General features: G+C 63.2%; 13 protein-coding genes. 6 read left to right on the top strand and 7 right to left on the bottom strand.

All coding sequences use genetic code 11. The features are described from left to right. Positions 1–369 precede the first annotated feature (369 nt). The 3 genes from METRZ18153_RS0110975 (at position 370) to METRZ18153_RS0110985 (ending at position 3,669) form a co-directional block, all read left to right on the top strand. Complete coding sequence (locus METRZ18153_RS0110975) at positions 370–1,386, top strand: quinone-dependent dihydroorotate dehydrogenase (protein ID WP_020164787.1); 1,017 nt, start codon at positions 370–372, stop codon at positions 1,384–1,386. Continuing rightward, positions 1,383–2,762, top strand: coding sequence for an MATE family efflux transporter (locus METRZ18153_RS0110980; RefSeq protein ID WP_020164788.1), 1,380 nt, complete (start codon positions 1,383–1,385; stop codon positions 2,760–2,762). The genes METRZ18153_RS0110975 and METRZ18153_RS0110980 overlap by 4 nt, the downstream gene beginning before the upstream one ends. 130 nt (positions 2,763–2,892) lie before the next feature. Next, positions 2,893–3,669: an energy transducer TonB gene (locus tag METRZ18153_RS0110985; protein ID WP_020164789.1), complete on the top strand. Its 777-nt coding sequence runs from the start codon at positions 2,893–2,895 to the stop codon at positions 3,667–3,669. Positions 3,670–3,711: 42 nt separating this feature from the next. Here METRZ18153_RS0110985 and METRZ18153_RS0110990 read toward each other — a convergent pair whose 3' ends face one another. The 5 genes from METRZ18153_RS0110990 to METRZ18153_RS0111010 form a co-directional block, all read right to left on the bottom strand. Next, entirely contained in the window at positions 3,712–4,719 is a 1,008-nt protein-coding gene (locus METRZ18153_RS0110990) for an NAD-dependent epimerase (RefSeq protein WP_020164790.1), read from the bottom strand. A 10-nt stretch (positions 4,720–4,729) separates the two neighbouring features. Then, a complete protein-coding gene (locus tag METRZ18153_RS0110995) occupies positions 4,730–6,052 on the bottom strand; it encodes a UDP-glucose dehydrogenase family protein (protein ID WP_020164791.1) in 1,323 nt (440 codons plus the stop codon). Between the two features lie 73 nt (positions 6,053–6,125). Continuing rightward, a complete protein-coding gene (locus tag METRZ18153_RS0111000) occupies positions 6,126–7,256 on the bottom strand; it encodes a M14 family metallopeptidase (protein WP_020164792.1) in 1,131 nt (376 codons plus the stop codon). 395 nt (positions 7,257–7,651) lie between these two features. Beyond that, positions 7,652–8,098 carry an REP-associated tyrosine transposase gene (locus tag METRZ18153_RS0111005; protein WP_020164793.1) on the bottom strand — a complete coding sequence of 149 codons (447 nt, stop codon included), beginning with the start codon at positions 8,096–8,098 and terminating at the stop codon, positions 7,652–7,654. A 281-nt stretch (positions 8,099–8,379) separates the two neighbouring features. After that, positions 8,380–9,567: a helix-turn-helix domain-containing protein gene (locus tag METRZ18153_RS0111010; RefSeq protein ID WP_020164794.1), complete on the bottom strand. Its 1,188-nt coding sequence runs from the start codon at positions 9,565–9,567 to the stop codon at positions 8,380–8,382. A gap of 141 nt (positions 9,568–9,708) precedes the next feature. Between METRZ18153_RS0111010 and adh the strand changes: the two genes are divergently transcribed. Then, positions 9,709–11,223 carry an aldehyde dehydrogenase gene (gene adh / locus METRZ18153_RS0111015; protein ID WP_020164795.1) on the top strand — a complete coding sequence of 505 codons (1,515 nt, stop codon included), beginning with the start codon at positions 9,709–9,711 and terminating at the stop codon, positions 11,221–11,223. 253 nt (positions 11,224–11,476) lie between these two features. Beyond that, positions 11,477–11,866, top strand: a complete 390-nt coding sequence (locus METRZ18153_RS0111020) for a DUF779 domain-containing protein (protein WP_020164796.1) — start codon at positions 11,477–11,479, stop codon at positions 11,864–11,866. Between the two features lie 303 nt (positions 11,867–12,169). Here METRZ18153_RS0111020 and METRZ18153_RS20185 read toward each other — a convergent pair whose 3' ends face one another. Both METRZ18153_RS20185 and METRZ18153_RS0111030 read right to left on the bottom strand, forming a co-directional pair. Beyond that, positions 12,170–12,418, bottom strand: coding sequence for a dTDP-4-dehydrorhamnose 3,5-epimerase family protein (locus METRZ18153_RS20185; protein WP_020164797.1), 249 nt, complete (start codon positions 12,416–12,418; stop codon positions 12,170–12,172). Positions 12,419–12,511: 93 nt separating this feature from the next. Further along, a complete protein-coding gene (locus METRZ18153_RS0111030; protein ID WP_020164798.1) occupies positions 12,512–13,000 on the bottom strand; it encodes a GDP-mannose mannosyl hydrolase in 489 nt (162 codons plus the stop codon). A 276-nt stretch (positions 13,001–13,276) separates the two neighbouring features. Here METRZ18153_RS0111030 and METRZ18153_RS20635 point away from each other — a divergent pair, with 276 nt between their 5' ends. Next, positions 13,277–16,420, top strand: coding sequence for a right-handed parallel beta-helix repeat-containing protein (locus METRZ18153_RS20635; protein ID WP_157257234.1), 3,144 nt, complete (start codon positions 13,277–13,279; stop codon positions 16,418–16,420). Positions 16,421–16,433 lie beyond the last annotated feature (13 nt).

A 16,433-nucleotide genomic window follows, 5' to 3' on the forward strand; every position in this document is an offset into this window, starting at 1 on the left:
TCGAGGTCACAATCGCGAGCAAGCTCGCTCCCACAAGACCCCGGCTCCGGCCAACGTCAGGGAGTGCTTTCGTGGGAGCGACCTCTGGTCGCGATGCGGCTTCAGCAGACCGCCGGCTTCGATTGAGGCCGCAATCGCGAGCAAGCTCGCTCCCACAAGACCCTGGCTCCGGCCAACGTCAGGGAGTGCTTTCGTGGGAGAGACCTCTGGTCGCGATGCGGCTTCAGCAGACCGCCGTCGATGTCAGAAGCCCTTTCCACGCAACCCTGGCTCTTGCCACCGCCCCCGCTGGTTGCCTGCCCCCGCCGCCGGGCCGATAATCCGCGCCTTTGCGTCGCACCCCTGCGACCTGCAACCCGGATTCCGCCCATGCTCTACCCGCTGCTGCGCCCGCTGCTGTTTTCGCTCGACGCCGAACGTGCCCATGACCTGACGCTGGGCACGCTGGCAAAACATCCGGGGCTGGTGCCGTTGCAACGCATCGCAGCCGATCCGGTGCGCTGCATGGGTCTGGACTTTCCGAACCGGGTCGGCCTTGCCGCCGGTCTCGACAAGAACGGCGCCGCGATCGACGGGCTGGCGCGACTCGGTTTCGGTTTCATCGAAATCGGCACCATCACGCCGCGCCCGCAGCCGGGCAATCCGAAGCCGCGCATGTTCCGGCTGCCGGCAGCGCAGGGCATCATCAACCGCATGGGTTTCAACAACCTGGGCCTGGATGCGCTGATCGACAACGTGAAGCGCTCGCGCTGGGTGCGCGAGGGCGGCATTCTCGGCATCAATATCGGCAAGAACGCCGACACGCCGATCGAACGCGCGACCGACGACTACCTGATCGGACTGCGTGGCGCCCACCCCTACGCGCGCTACATCACGGTCAACATTTCCAGCCCGAACACGAAGAACCTGCGCCAGCTGCAAGGCGCGGACGAATTGAACCAGCTGCTGGGCGCCCTCGACGCCGAGCGGCAGAAGCTGGACGCTGCCGCCGGCCGCACCGTGCCGATCGCACTGAAGATCGCGCCCGACCTGGACGCCGAGCAGATCGACGCGATCGCCGAGGCAACCGTACGCCACCATATCGACGCACTGATCGCGACCAACACGACGCTGTCGCGCACCGGTGTCGAGAACCTGCCGCACGGCGGCGAAGCCGGCGGTCTGTCGGGCGCGCCGGTACGCGAGAAATCGACCGCCGTGCTGCGCGCACTGGCGCAGAAGCTCGACGGCAAGGTCGCGCTGATCGGCGTTGGCGGCATCACCGAAGGTCGTCACGCGAAGGACAAGATCGACGCCGGCGCGCAGCTGGTGCAGCTGTACAGCGGCCTGATCTACCGTGGCCCGGCGCTGGTCGCCGACGCCGCGCGCGCTCTGGCGGAATCGTGACCGCCGACGCCCGCCGCGGCACCGCTGCGGGCATCTTCGCGCTGGCCGCACCGATGCTGGTGTCGCAGCTGGCGAGCATAGGCACCAATGTCGCCGACACGCTGATCGCCGGCCATCACGCGACCGCCGATCTGGCCGCCGTCGCGGTCGGTGGCGGCCTGTTTATTTCGGTGGTGATCGCGCTGATCGGCATCCTGTATGCCGCAGCGCCCATCATCGCGCACCACGTCGGCGCCGGCCGGCGCGAGGACATCGCACCTGCCTTCCAGCAGGCGGTGTGGATGGCGCTGTTCCTGTCCGTTCCCGGTGCCTTGCTGCTCGCCCTGCCCGACCCGCTGCTCGCGCTGTCGCAGCTCGATCCGGTGGTCGAGGCGAAAACGCGCGACTACTTGCTCGCCCTCGCCTTTGCCGTGCCTGGCGCACTGCTGTTCCGCGCCTTCCAGGCGCTGATGAACGGTATCGGCCAGCCGCGGCCGGTGATGCTGATCATGCTGGCCTGCCTCGCGGTGCATGTGCCGCTGGCGTGGGCACTCACCACCGGCGCTTTCGGCCCGCCGCTGGGTGCGCTTGGCTGCGGGCTGTCCACGCTGGTGGTGAACTGGCTGTCGGTGGTCTGCGCACTGCTGTGGCTCAAGCACTCGCCGCAGCTGCGCGCGCTGCGCCCCTTTCACGACTGGCAGGCGCCCAGGGCCTGGGCGCAGCGCGAAATGCTGCGGCTGGGCGGACCGATGGGCGTATCGAATTTCGTCGAGATCACCAGCTTCACGCTGATCGCGCTGTTCGTCGCCCGGCTCGGCGCCGACGTGGTCGCCGGACACCGCGTGATCGCCAACATCAACGGCGTCTGCTTCATGCTGCCGCTGGCGCTGGGCAGCGGCACGCTGGTGCTGGTCGGTCAGGCAGCCGGCGCACACGACTGGTTGCGCGCCCGCCACACCGCACTGACCGGCCTGGCGATGGCCAGCGTGCTCGCGGTATTCGTCGGCGTGCTGCTGTGGCTGTCGCGCGAGTCGGTGCTGGCCTTCTACAGCAAGGACCCTGCGGTGCTCGGCCTCGCCCGCAGCCTGCTGCCCTATGTCGCGCTGTTCGTGCTGATCGATGCCGCGCACACGCTGGCTTCGTTCGCGCTGCGCGGCTACAAGGTGACGGTGGCGCCGATGATCGTGCACACCGTCTGCTTCTGGGGCGTCGGGCTGGGCAGCGGTTACGTACTCGCCTTTCACGGCCTGCCTGGGGCTGGCATCGCGCTGATCGCGCAACCTATGGGTGCGGCCGGTTTCTGGCTGGCGACGCTGCTGTCGACCGTGCTGGCGGGCGTGATGATCGGCGTCATCCTGCTGCGGGTAATACGGCGACATCCGCGCGCCATCGCATGATTGCTGCGCGGCAACAGCAATCGGGACGTTTTCCCGACGGTGCACCGGACGCGGCAATTGAAGTAAAGTCCGCGGCTGCCCCGCCCGGAACAGAACAAACCATTCATCCGGGCTTGCCACCGCCTCGCCGATGAATCCGACTTCCGTCCTCCGTCCGCCTTACGTCGCCTACTTCAGCGACTTCACGCGATTCCGCTCCTGGCTCTGGGCTGCCGCCTTCGTCGCGTCCATCCTGGTGCACAGCTTCGTCGTCTGGCGTGCGTCGGTATACGTGCCGCGCGTGCCGCCGACCGAGATTCGCGTCGACGTGCGAATGATCAAGGAAGAACCTCCGCCGCCCCCGCCACCGCCTCCCCCACCGCCGAAGCCGGTCGAGCCGCCCCCGCCTCCGCCGCCGCCCAAACCGGTGCCCAAGCCGCCGAAGCCGGTGCCGCAGCAGGCACCGTTGCCAGTGCTGGCTGCGCCGGCAGCGCCGTCGCCTGCACCCGAGGAACGCGTGGTGCCGGTGCAGCCGCCGCCGGCTCCGCTGCCACCGATCGATGCGCCGCCTCCGCCGCCCGCACCGGCGCCGGTCCCTGCGCCCGCGCCGGCGCCTGCCGCGCCCAGCGTCGATTTCCAATCGCTGAAGGCAGGTTACGGTCAGGCGCTGTCGGCAGAGATCAAGAAGGGGCAGACCTATCCGCGACTGGCCGCGATGCGCGGGCTGGAAGGTACGCCCAAGGTGCTCATCGTCATCGAGAACGGCCAGCTCGTATCGGCCACCCTGGTCGACGAATCCGGCCAGTCGGTGCTGGACGAAGCAGCGCTGGCGCTGGTAAAGAAGACGAAGCTGCCGCCGGTGCCAGCGGCACTGGCCGGCCAGCGGCTCGAATTCCTGCTGCCGATCGACTACAAGCTGAAGAAGTGACAAGGGCGCCAGCGGCGCCCTTGTCTGCGTGACGCGAGTCGTTCAGACCCGGTAGTAGTCGCGGTACCAGGCGACGAAGCGCGCAACGCCGTCGTCAATCGCGGTACTCGGCGAGAATCCGGTCCAGGCCGTCAGTTCCGACACATCGGCATAGGTCGCCGGCACGTCGCCCGGCTGCATCGGCAGCAGGTTCTTCTGCGCGGTGATGCCCAGCGCCTTCTCGATCGCGCGGATGAAATCCATCAGCGGCACCGGCCCCTGGTTGCCGATGTTGAACACCCTGAACGGCGCCTTCGAATGCCCGGGGTGCGGATGGTCGCCGTCGAAGGCTGCATCCGGCTCGGCAACGCGGTCCAGCGTGCGGATGACGCCTTCGACGATATCGTCGATATAGGTGAAGTCGCGCTGCATGTCGCCGTGATTGAACACGTCGATCGGCCGCCCTTCGATCATCGCCTTGGTGAACAGGAAGAGCGCCATGTCCGGCCGGCCCCACGGGCCATAGACCGTGAAGAAGCGCAGACCGGTGGTCGGCAGGTCGTACAGGTGGCTGTAGGTATGCGCCATCAGCTCGTTGGCCTTCTTGGTCGCGGCGTACAGGCTGACCGGGTGATCGACGCTGTCGGCCTCGCTGAACGGCATCTTCGTGTTGCCGCCATAGACGCTGGAGCTGCTGGCGTACACCAGATGCTTCACCGCCGAATGCCGGCAGCCTTCGAGCACGTTCATGAAGCCGACGATGTTGGCGTCGATGTAGGCGTTCGGGTTCTGCAGCGAATAGCGCACGCCGGCCTGCGCGGCCAGGTGCACGACGCGGTCGAAGCGCTCGGCTTCGAACAGCTTCGCCATGCCCTCGCGGTCCTCGACCGCCATCTTCACGAGGCGGAAGCCGGCAGCCGGTGTGAGCCGGGCCAGCCGCGCTTCTTTCAGCCGCACGTCGTAGTAGTCGTTCAGGTTGTCCAGCCCGACCACTTCGTCGCCGCGTTCGAGCAGGCGCAGCGCCACGTGCATGCCGATGAAACCGGCAGCGCCGGTGAGCAGGACTTTCATCGGGCGGGAATCAGCGACGGCCGATGGCCGAGTACTCGATGCCGGCGGCGCGCGGCACTTCCGGCTCGTACAGATTGCGACCGTCGAAGATCACCGGTTGCTTCAGCGCCGACTTGATCCGCTCGAAGTCCGGGCTGCGGAATTCCTTCCACTCCGTCACGATCAGCAGCGCGTCCGCACCTTCCAGTGCGTCCATCGGCTTGTCCGCCAGCGTCAGCCGCGGCTCGTCGCCGTAGATGCGCTTCGTTTCCGTCATCGCCACCGGGTCGTAGGCCGTCACCGTCGCACCGCGACGGAACAGTTCGTTGATGATCACCCGGCTCGGCGCCTCGCGCATGTCGTCGGTGTTGGGCTTGAACGCCAGGCCCCACAGCGCGAAGCGGCGGCCCGACAGGTCTTCGCCGAACTTCGCGACGATCTTGTCCACCAGCACCATCTTCTGCACGTCGTTGGCGTCTTCCACCGCCTGCAGCACTTTCAGGTCCTGACCGTTCTCACGTGCGGTGCGGATCAGCGCCTTCACGTCCTTCGGGAAGCAGCTGCCGCCGTAGCCGCAGCCGGCGTACAGGAAGTGGTAGCCGATGCGCGGGTCCGAGCCGATGCCCTGGCGCACCATTTCGATGTCGGCACCCATGCGGTCGGCCAGCAGCGCCAGTTCGTTCATGAAGCTGATGCGCGTGGCCAGCATCGCGTTGGCGGCGTACTTCGTGAGCTCCGCGCTGCGCACGTCCATCACCACCAGCTTGTCGCGGTTGCGCTGGAACGGCGCGTACAGCGCGCGCATCAGGTGGATGGCGCGTTCGTCGTCGGCACCCACCACGATGCGGTCCGGACGCATGAAGTCTTCAACCGCGGCGCCTTCCTTCAGGAATTCCGGGTTGGACACGACGGCGAATTCCATCTCCTGGCCACGCTTGGCCAGCTCGTCAGCGATCGCGGCCTTCACCTTGTCGGCCGTGCCCACCGGCACCGTGCTCTTGTCGACCACCACCTTGTAGTCGGTCATCAGCCGGCCGATGTTGCGCGCCGCCGACAGCACGTACTGCAAGTCGGCCGAGCCGTCCTCGTCCGGCGGCGTGCCGACGGCGATGAACTGAATGGTGCCGAAGCGCACTGCCTCGGCCACGTCCGTCGTGAAGTGCAGACGCCCCGCTTCGACGTTGCGCGCAACCACCGCGTCCAGACCCGGCTCGTGGATCGGAATGCCGCCTTCCTTCAGGATGCGGATCTTCTCCGGATCAAGGTCCAGACACAGCACGTCGTTGCCCATCTCGGCCATGCAGGCCCCGGAGACCAGGCCTACGTACCCGGTGCCGATTACGGTGATTTTCATTCAGGAGTTTCCGGCGAAAAGTGAAATCTGAGGTGAACGCTGCGGAGAGGAAAGCAAGCAGGACACAGACGGATCAGTCGCGGTCGAGCACGGCCAGCAGCGCCTGCAGCGTCGCGGCGCCGAGGCGGCGGCTGCGTGTGGCACTCCAGCCGAACAGTCCGTCGGGCAGATGGGCGTTGTCCTTGAATGGCATTTCCAGCGTCAGTGAAAGGCAGCCGAAGTGGTTGAACACCCATTTCGACGCCAGCGTCAGCAACTCGTCGGTAAAGCGGTCCGGCGCATAGCCCTCGCCCACCTGGAAATCGGGGCTGGCGGCCAGCAGCGCATCGCAGAAACGCTTCTCCTGCACACCCTGCGCCTCGGTGAAGCCCGGCACCATGCCGTTACCGTCGATGAACACGAACGGTAGTGTCTCGTCACCGTGGATGTCGAGGAAAACATCCACACCCGTGGCCAACATGCGCTCGCGCACCAGCGCCACTTCGCGGCTGAAATCCATGTCCGGCTCGCGCCATGCGCGGTTCAGATTGCAGCCGCGTGCATTGGTGCGCAGATTGCCGCGCACCGAGCCGTCCGGATTCATGTTCGGCACGATATGGAAGCAGGCGCGTTCGAGCAGCCGGCGCGACACTGGGTCGGACGTGTCGTAAAGCCGTTCCAGCAGCCCCTCGACATAGAACTCCGCCATCGTCTCGCCCGGATGCTGGCGGGCGGTGATCCACACCTTGCGCTTGCCCGGGGCCGGGCGGCCGACGGTGATCAGGTTGAGGTCGCGTCCGTCGTGCGTTGCCCCGAGGTCGTCGACCGAAGCCACCGGCGCTGCGTCGGCCGCGCCGAGCAGATCGAGGTGACGATCCCAGCCGTAGGGCTCGAAGTAGGCGAAATAGACGCTGTCGTAGTCCGGCGTGATGCGGAAGCTGTAACGCTGTCCGTCGTACTGGCCGGCCGACAGCCGGAACCAGTTGCGCCGGTCGTAGGACGCCACCACGCGGTAACCGTCCCAACCACTCGGGTACGCCGACTGCCCAGCGTTCTCGAAGCTCAGCACGCAAGCCTGACCACGCGCACCCTGCAGGCGGAAGTGGAACCACTGCCGGAAATCCGCCGCATTGTCGGCCGGCAGATTGAGACGGATGTTCGACGCGTCCGAACAGTCCAGCACCTCGATAGCGCCGCTGTCGAACTGGCTGCTGATGCGGATCAAATCAGGGCTCCTGGCGTGAAGTCGGGCGAAGTATACAGGGCTCCTGTCGACCGCTCGCAGTACGGAAACCGACGGCGTCGCGCTCTTCGTGCGGTGCCGGCATGGATCGAGGTCAACGGCCCGCATAAGCCGCGTCGCGGCCAAGGCCGCTCCCACAAGGGGAAGCGCCAGACCCACGGCCCGAGCCAGTGACCAGGCTTCTGTGGGAGGGGTCTTCTGACCCCGACAGCGGCCTGAATCGAAGCCTGCGGACGGCGGAGGCCCCGTCGCGGCCAAGGCCGCTCCCACAGGGATCATGCCCAGGCCGTGGGCGGAGCCGGGCTTCTGTGGGAGGGGTCTTCTGACCCCGACGATTCCGTCTGATCACCCACCAGCCTTCTCCCGCATGTGGGGCCTCAAAGGAGCCAGACGGCGTCCCAGTGCGGATAATCGCCAACTCGAGCGACAAGCCCAGCGCGCAGCGGGTTGGCGACGATGTAACGCGCAACGGCGCGGACATCGTCCTCTACTCTGATAGCCCGTTCGTGATAGCCGTCTTGCCAGATCGGCCGACCCACATGATGTGCGCTGATGCTCTTCATCGTTCGCATCAGGGTCTGCAAGGTGCCGGTCTCTCCGAGCTGGACGAGCCAGTGAAGATGATCGGGCATCAGTGCGAAACACAAGCTTCGGCAACGGTGGCGCTCGGCCGTGCGATGCATGACGCGGATGACTGCCCGGGCATGGCCGAAGTCGCGGAAAACAGGCTGGCGGTACTGGGTGGTTAGCGTCACGTGATAGATCTGACCCGGTAAGGAGACCCGACCGTCGCGCAGGCGATGATAACCATGGTTCTGATCCATGCTTTCATCATATAACCAAGCAAGCTTCTTTGCGTTCGTCCAACCGAGCGCCGACCGCGATTAGGGCGCTAGAGTGATTGTTGGTGGATGATCACCGGCCGTGTCGGGGTCAGAAGACCCCTCCCACAGAATTCCGATCCGGGCGCAGGTCGTGGATCAGGTGCAACGCCCTTATGGGGGCGGTCTTCTGACCGCGACATGACGGTCGCAGTCCGCAGGCTTCGATCCAGGCCGCCGTCGGGTTCAGAAGACCCCTCCCACAGAATCCCGGCGTGACGCCTTCAAACCTCGCCGAACGTCCTTGCCAGCAACTGCCGGCCGGGGTGGTCCGGTGGCAGCAGTTCGCCCAGGCGCTGCAGTGCGTCGACCGCCTCGGGCGACTGGCCGAGGTGATTCAGCAGCACATCGGGATCGTCGACACGGAAAATGGCGTCCGACAGGCGGGATTCGAGACAGTCGCGCCAGACGCGCAGCAGCGGGCTTTCGGTGCGCGGCAGGAAGGCGCCTCGGTAGCAAGCGAGCGCGGTTTCGATGCGGCCGGCGTCCAGTGCCTGCTCAAGATCGCGGAAATCCGCCTGCCAGTTAACAAGCAGCCGGTAGGGCCGCGAGCCGATGGCCCCACCCAGACGGTCGCGCAGCTGCGACACCTCGGTCTTCAGCGTCGCTACACCGACCGGGCGATCACCGTACAGCGCGGCGTGCAGCCTTTCGAGATCCAGCCCTTCGGGATGCAGTGTCAGCAGGCAGAGGATTTCAAGCTGGCGCGGCGACAGCGCCAGCGCCCTGCCCTGCAGGAAGGCCTGCGGCGTGCCCAGCATGCGCAGACGCAGTACCGGCGCGTGACTCAATGACTGCAGCGCCTGCGACACGCGCTGCGCAAAGCGCTCGACCGCGTGCAGCGCCAGCGGTGAATGGCGGTTCCAGGTGGTCGACAGATCGACCACGCCCATCACCTCGCCACTGCCGGCGTCGCGCACCGGTGCGGCGTAGCACACCCAGTCCTGCACGGCCGGAATGAAATGTTCTGCCGAAAACACGCTGGCCGGGCGACGGTAGCGCAGCGCCAGCGCCAGCGCGTTGGTGCCGACCGAGCGCTCGTCCCAGCGCCCGCCGGGCACGAAATGCACGCGTTCGGCCCGGGTGCGCATGCTGCGGCTGCAGCCGGTCCAGAGCAGGCGGCCGTCAGCGTCGCTGACTGCCGCCACCATGCCGCTTTCGCGGGCCACGGTTTCCAGTTCGTCGACGCATGAATTGACCGCCTCGCCGTACGGGGTCGTCGTCCAGTCCGGCGCGTCGGCGTCGATCGGCGCTGCCGAGCAGGTTTCCGACACGGCCTCGCGCGAGCGCTGCCACGAGCCGGCGATGTCCATGCCGACTACCACGATGCGCTCGCCGACCGTGCGCTCGCCGCGCCGGATCGATTCGATGCGCTTCCGGCGTGCCGCCAGACTTGCACTTGAAGCTGTCATTGGTCTCGCTCCACCACTCAACCCACAAGCTACCTACCGGATACCTACCTGCGCCGTATTAGCGTGCGCGGTGACCCTGTGTTGTTCTGTCATGCATTGTGGCCGACCGCAGGGGCAATCGACAACACGAGGAGAAAGTACATGCGTTACGCCGACCCCGGCCAACCCGGTTCGAAAATCACCTTCAAGCCCCGTTACGACAACTTCATCGGCGGCAAGTGGGTGGCGCCTGTCGAGGGTCAATACTTCGACAACGTCTCTCCCGTCACTGGCAAGGTCTTCTGCCAGGCCGCCCGCTCGCAGGCCGCCGACATCGAACTCGCGCTTGACGCCGCCCACAAGGCGCGCGACGCCTGGGGCCGTACCTCGCCGGCCGGTCGTGCCGCCGTGCTGCTGAAGATCGCCGACCGCCTCGAAGCCAACCTCGAAATGCTGGCCGTCGCCGAAACCTGGGACAACGGCAAGCCGATCCGCGAAACGCTGGCTGCCGACATCCCGCTCGCCATCGACCACTTCCGCTACTACGCTGGATGCATCCGCGCCCAGGAAGGTTCCCTGTCGGAAATCGACGACGACACCGTCGCCTACCACTTCCACGAGCCGCTGGGCGTGGTCGGCCAGATCATCCCGTGGAACTTCCCGATCCTGATGGCCGCGTGGAAGCTCGCTCCGGCGCTGGCCGCCGGTAACTGCATCATCCTGAAGCCGGCCGAGCAGACCCCGGTTTCCATCATGGTGCTGGCCGAACTGATCGCCGACATCCTGCCGCCGGGCGTGCTGAACATCGTCAATGGTTTCGGCATCGAGGCCGGCAAGCCGCTGGCCACCAGCCCGCGCATCGCCAAGATCGCCTTCACCGGCGAAACTACGACCGGCCGCCTCATCCTGCAATATGCGTCCCAGAACATAATCCCGTCGACCGTCGAACTGGGCGGCAAGTCGCCCAACATCTTCTTCGACGACGTGATGGACAAGGACGATGACTTCTTCGACAAGTGCCTCGAAGGCTTCGCGATGTTCTCGCTGAACCAAGGTGAAGTCTGCACCTGCCCGAGCCGCGCCATGGTGCAGGAATCGATCGCCGACCAGTTCATCGAGCGCGCCATCGCTCGCGTCGCCAAGGTGCGTGGCGGCCACCCGCTCGACACCGAAACGATGATCGGCGCCCAGGCCAGCTCGGACCAGGCGGAGAAGATCATGTCCTACATCGACATCGGCCGCCAGGAAGGCGCGCAGGTGCTGATCGGCGGCGCCAAGCGTCAGGAATCGGAAGCAGGCGGCTACTACATCCAGCCGACCGTGCTGAAGGGCCACAACAAGATGCGCGTGTTCCAGGAAGAAATCTTCGGCCCGGTGCTCGCTCTGACCACCTTCAAGGACGAAGCCGACGCGCTGCAGATCGCCAATGACACGCTGTACGGCCTTGGCGCCGGCGTGTGGTCGCGCTCGGTGCATCGCACCTACCGCTTCGGCCGCAACATCCAGGCCGGCCGCGTATGGACCAACTGCTACCACCTCTACCCGGCACACGCCGCGTTCGGTGGCTACAAGCAGTCGGGCATCGGCCGCGAAACGCACAAGATGATGCTGGACCACTACCAGCAGACCAAGAACCTGCTGGTGAGCTACTCGCCGAAGGCGCTGGGCTTCTTCTGAGGCAGCAATGAGAGAGGGGCGCTCCGGCGCCCCTTTTTTCGTCGACAGCGCTGACCATGTAGGAGCGGTCCTCTGACCGCGACCGCGGCGGTATGGGAAGCGTCGGTGCATCGTTGCCGGCCCTGTCGCGGTCAGAAGACCGCTCCTACAACAATCGGCAGCCAGCATCCGTTCGACCGCGCCCTGCGCCGACAACCATCCCCGGCACAGCACGGTCATCATTCGTACAAGAACCCACGCAGGAGGAGAACCCATGGTCACCCGCGTCAGCGCCACCCCTGAAGCGCTCGAATGGATCGCCAAGCTCGCCGCCAAACACGGCGCCCTGCTCTTCCATCAGTCCGGCGGCTGCTGCGACGGCAGCGCCCCGATGTGCTACCCGCGCAACGAATTCATACTCGGCAGCTCCGACGTGCTCCTCGGCGAAATCGGCGGCATGCCCTTCTGCATGAGCGCGTCGCAGTTCGAGTACTGGCAGCATACCCACCTCATCATCGACGTCGTGCCCGGCCGCGGATCCGGCTTCTCGATCGAATCGCCGGAGGGCATCCGCTTCCTGACCCGCTCGCGGCTATATGAGCCGGATGAGGAGGCCGAACTGGAAAAGCTGGGGCCGCCGCCGCGGGGGGATACGCTGGTCTGAGCGCACGAAGCGGGAATCCGTAGAAGCGGTCGGCGTCGTTATATGGGAGAGGTCGGTCCTCTGTGGGAGGAGTCTTGTGACCCTGACAGCGGACTGTATCGAAGTCGACGGACTGCAGCAGCCGCGTCGCGGCCAATACCGCTCCCACAGAGGGGGGGGCACCGGACCAGCGATCCGAGCCGGGGCCGGGCTTCTGTGGGAGGGGTCTTCCGACCCCGACAGCAGCCTTGATCGAAGCCTGCGGATTGCAGAAGCCAGGCCGGAAGCGGCCAAGGCCGTTCCCAGAGGAAAGGCGTTGCCACCTCATAGCCCCTCGAACACCTCGCACGCGCCCAGCGGCATGCCTGCCAGGTCCTTGGCCGGCAGCAGCGGATCGCCTGCCAACGGCCAGTCAACAACGACCGTCGGGTTGTTCCACGCCAGACTACGCCCGTGTTCCGGCGCGTAGTAGTCGTTCGTCCTACAAAGGAAGTACGCCGATTCGCTCAGCGCACCGAAGCAGTGCGCGAAGCCCGCGAGCACCCGGAACTGGCCTTGGTTCTCCCCGCTCAATGACACGCCCTATTACCGGCCGAAGATCAGCAACGGCAATACGGCGACCGACCCTCCGTCAAAGGCTCGCCAGAGACCCTTCCGTGGAAACAATCAGAGCCCGTCCGTCAGTCTGTCCAGCGGCTCAGCGGGCCTCGCAAAATACGCCTTGGTGTATGGATGCACCTCGTCATGCGCCATCAGTTCGTCAACCGAGAACCAGCGCAGTGCTTCGTGCTGATCATCTGACTCAAGAGCAACCTCGGAGTCCAGATCCCGCCGATGTGGCAAGACCACGTAGTGCGTGCTGATGCCGTCAGCACCCGCAAAGTTGTCTGGGTAGAGATGCTCATAGATACCTATGTTGCGCCAGCCCTCCACGGGCACCATAGCCCCAAGTTCTCGCCTTATTACTCGAACCAGCGCATCGGCCAACCGCTCATCCTTCAGGATGCGGCCGCCGGGAACAAACCAGAAGCCTTTGGCCGGACGATTGTTGCGCCGGCCAAGCAAGATCTTGTCGCCCCCGGACCGCAGAATCAGATCGACTGAGATCAGCGGCGTTCTGCTCACAACGGACAAAAAGTCGTCGTCCGAGATCATCGCAATGCCCTTACAAATAGTTTCACTTCGTGCACAGCCTCACTCGGCTCCTTGTCCTACAGCTCAAACCCAGTTGTCGCGCCACTTTCAAAAATCGACGCGCTCAAGGCAGAGATATGCGGGGGAATACTTCCTCATTTCGCATTCAAGATTTCCGGGGCGTGATCGTCAAATGCATTGCGTGCTCAGGAACCCAACGCAGAAGGACCGAAATGGTCGCTGGCTTGGCAGGCATCCGGTTCACGTTTTGTTTACCAAGTCTCAGGAAGCATGCCCATGTCGTTTCGCAAGTCTCTGTACGGCCCCCTCGGTCTAGCCCTCTCCACCCTCTTGCTTCAAACCGCCGCTGCAGCCACCTACTACGTTGACGCCACCAATGGCCGTGACACGAATTCCGGCACTGCAGTACAAAATTCATCCGCCGGCATCGGTCCATGGCGCTCGCTCTCAAAGGTTACCAGCGCGAAACTGCTGCCTGGCGATACGGTGTATCTGGCCTGCGGCCAACGCTGGAGCGAAACCTTGCGGGTGACGGCAAGCGGCACTTCGTCGCTGCCCATCACATTCGATTCGTGGCCGACGGGCTGCGCTAACAAACCTGTTATCGACGGCAGTGTGGTGGTTCCCGCCAGCGCTTGGCACCGAGGTGCGGGAAACATTTGGAGCGCACGATGGCCTCTGAATCGCATAGAGAACAGCGACTTCCTTAACTCCACTGTCAAGCCTTGGTCGGGCTGGTCCGATACGAAGGGTCACAGTCTTACGCCTGCGTCCGACTGCCCAGTTGCGAACGGGTGCATCGAACTTAGTGGTGGAAACTTCCGGCGCTTGGCACTTGCAATCAGCAATCCCTTCCCCCTGTCATCGACGTCCGAGACAACCCTGACCATCACAACAAAGCTTCCATACGGGCAGACCGCGAGAGTTGTGGTTCGACGGAACGCAGAACCCTACGATGCGCTCGGCCTTTCACAGAGCCTAACCGGCACCGGTAGCTGGCAAACTCGGACATTCTCTTTCACACCCACCGAGACCTTGCCAAACGCTCGAGTCGATGTCGAGCTGACCCCAGGCAACGGACCTATCCTTATGGACTACGTGAGAGTAGTCCAGCAGCTTGGGACGCCACTGAGTTTGCACATAGGTGACACGTTACAAAGTCCCGCCCACCATCCGAATCACGGTCACTCTAACGACAAGCCAAACTCAATCTACTTATCAACCGCAGCAGACTCCGCGTCTTTCCTTCAAGGCAGAGCTCCGGTATCCAACACTATTCGAATCGGCAATGCTTTGAATCTCCCCGCAGGCGCCTCGATCACTCCGGGACTTGGCATTCGTATCCGGAGCAGAGCCTGGGCGCTTGAGGAACACAAGATCACGAATGTAAGTGGGTCGACGTTGAGCCTTGAAAATAACACCCGCTACAATTTACTTGCAAATTGGGGATACTTCTTCACAGGCGCAGCGTGGATGGTCGACTCTCCCTCAGAATGGTTTGCTGACACGACAAAGAGCGTTCTGATGCTGATTCCTCACGACGGAACTCCGCCGGGAGACCGCGTCAAAGTCACACAACTCGAAAATGGAATCGATGCGAAGAAAACATCATTCTTAACGATCCGAAACATTGCGGTAGATCGTGTCGGAAATGGCATCCTACTGACCGATTCAAAAAATGTTTCAGTCGAAAACGTAACCATCTCCAATACACAGAAACACGCCATCGAGTTCATCGGAAGCCGATATACAAGAATTTCAAACTCTCTAATAATAGATTCACGCCTCGATGCATTGGCCGGAACCCGTCCCTGGCAAGCGACGGCCCAGTACGCAACAATCAACGAAAACAAAATATACGGCAGCGGAATTCCGTCCAACCCAGACACGCCAGAGCCGATTCCCGCAAGTGCATTTGCGTCGATTCACGGGGGGCAATATGCAGTTGTAGAACGCAATCTCGTCTATCGAAGCGCTTATGTCGGAATACGTTCGGACAAAGGCAGCGAGATTCGAGGAAATCATGTTCTCGATAGCGCGCTACTACTGGACGACGGAGGTGGGATATATATTCAGGAAACCGATAATAATGGAATCATTGAGAACAATATAATCGAGAACGTCATCGGAAACCTTGACGGAAAGCCAACATTAGAAACACAAGGCGTGGGAATCTACCTTGACGACCTGACATCAGGAGTAACAGTTTCAGGCAACACTATTATTAACGCCGACCAGGGAATGCATATCCACAACGCCTTTAACAACACCATCAGCGGAAACACCCTCTTTGGCAATAGGAAAAATCAGATCTGGATGCAAGAGAATTGGAATCGGCTTGATGTAAGTGGCGACCTTTACGGCAATGTAATCAAGGACAATCTATTTGTACCGCTAATACCCGCTGCACCGATTTTTCAGATATCGGAGTTCGCACACCCGCGACGCTTCTCCTCATATCAGAACAATACATATTCAGCGTTGCTTTCACCGCTCGTCACCAAAGAGACCTGGCCTATCGAACCAGGTGCATGGGAGACGGCCACGTACACTCTCGCTCAATGGCAAGCCGCAACGTTTGACGGCGAGGCACGTCAGCTTGATGTGGCAGGCGAGTCCATTTCGCCTAAGGCTTACGCGCAATACGCGATCGTCGGGCCGGACTTAATCACAAGCACGAGGATATCGAACAGCCCCAACGACTGGCGGAGTTGGAATAAGACCGCACCTTTCGCAAATATCGCGGCTCTCAGCTGCCCCACGGGTTCATGCGTGACGTTGATCGCCGGTGCCTCCGACAGTCTGCTGATCGGCCCAGCCTTCAGCGTACAGAAAGACCAATGGTACCGACTGTCGTTTGACCTAAAAACTGGAACGAATGGACAGCGCGTCGATTACGTGGTGCGTCGCGGCGGTGGTGGCGAGAACGGCTTCGAAAGCTTGATGGGCTCTACCGGCTCTGTTACTGGTGATGGCACGTGGAAACGTCACATATTGACTTTCAAGGCAACCGCATCGATCAATGTTGATGATCCGCTCACCGGGGACATAGGAGCGCGTCTCGATTTCGGCTGGATCAAGCCCGGGCAACAAATAACCATAGGAAAAGTCGACCTCGTGCCCATCAGCTCCGTTGAAGAATCAACAAAAATACGCATTCTGGTGAATCCGAAGGAAACGGTGGACGTCTTGGAGTGCCCTGACATCGAGCAACCTGATCTGTGTGAAAAGTACGTACAGCTCCGCGACGAAGCGCCTGTGAACTGGCCCGCAACCTTACCGGCGCACGGCTCGATGGTGATCTTTACCCAAGAGAAGTCACTACTCGACTTGGATAACGACGGTATACCGAACAGTCAAGACATCTGTGCTGATACGCCCCTCGGGCAAGCAGTAGATCCTGCGGGGTGCCAATTGTAGGAAAGATGGGGAG

The organism is Methyloversatilis discipulorum (assembly GCF_000385375.1).
Taxonomy (GTDB): Bacteria; Pseudomonadota; Gammaproteobacteria; order Burkholderiales; family Rhodocyclaceae; genus Methyloversatilis; species Methyloversatilis discipulorum_A.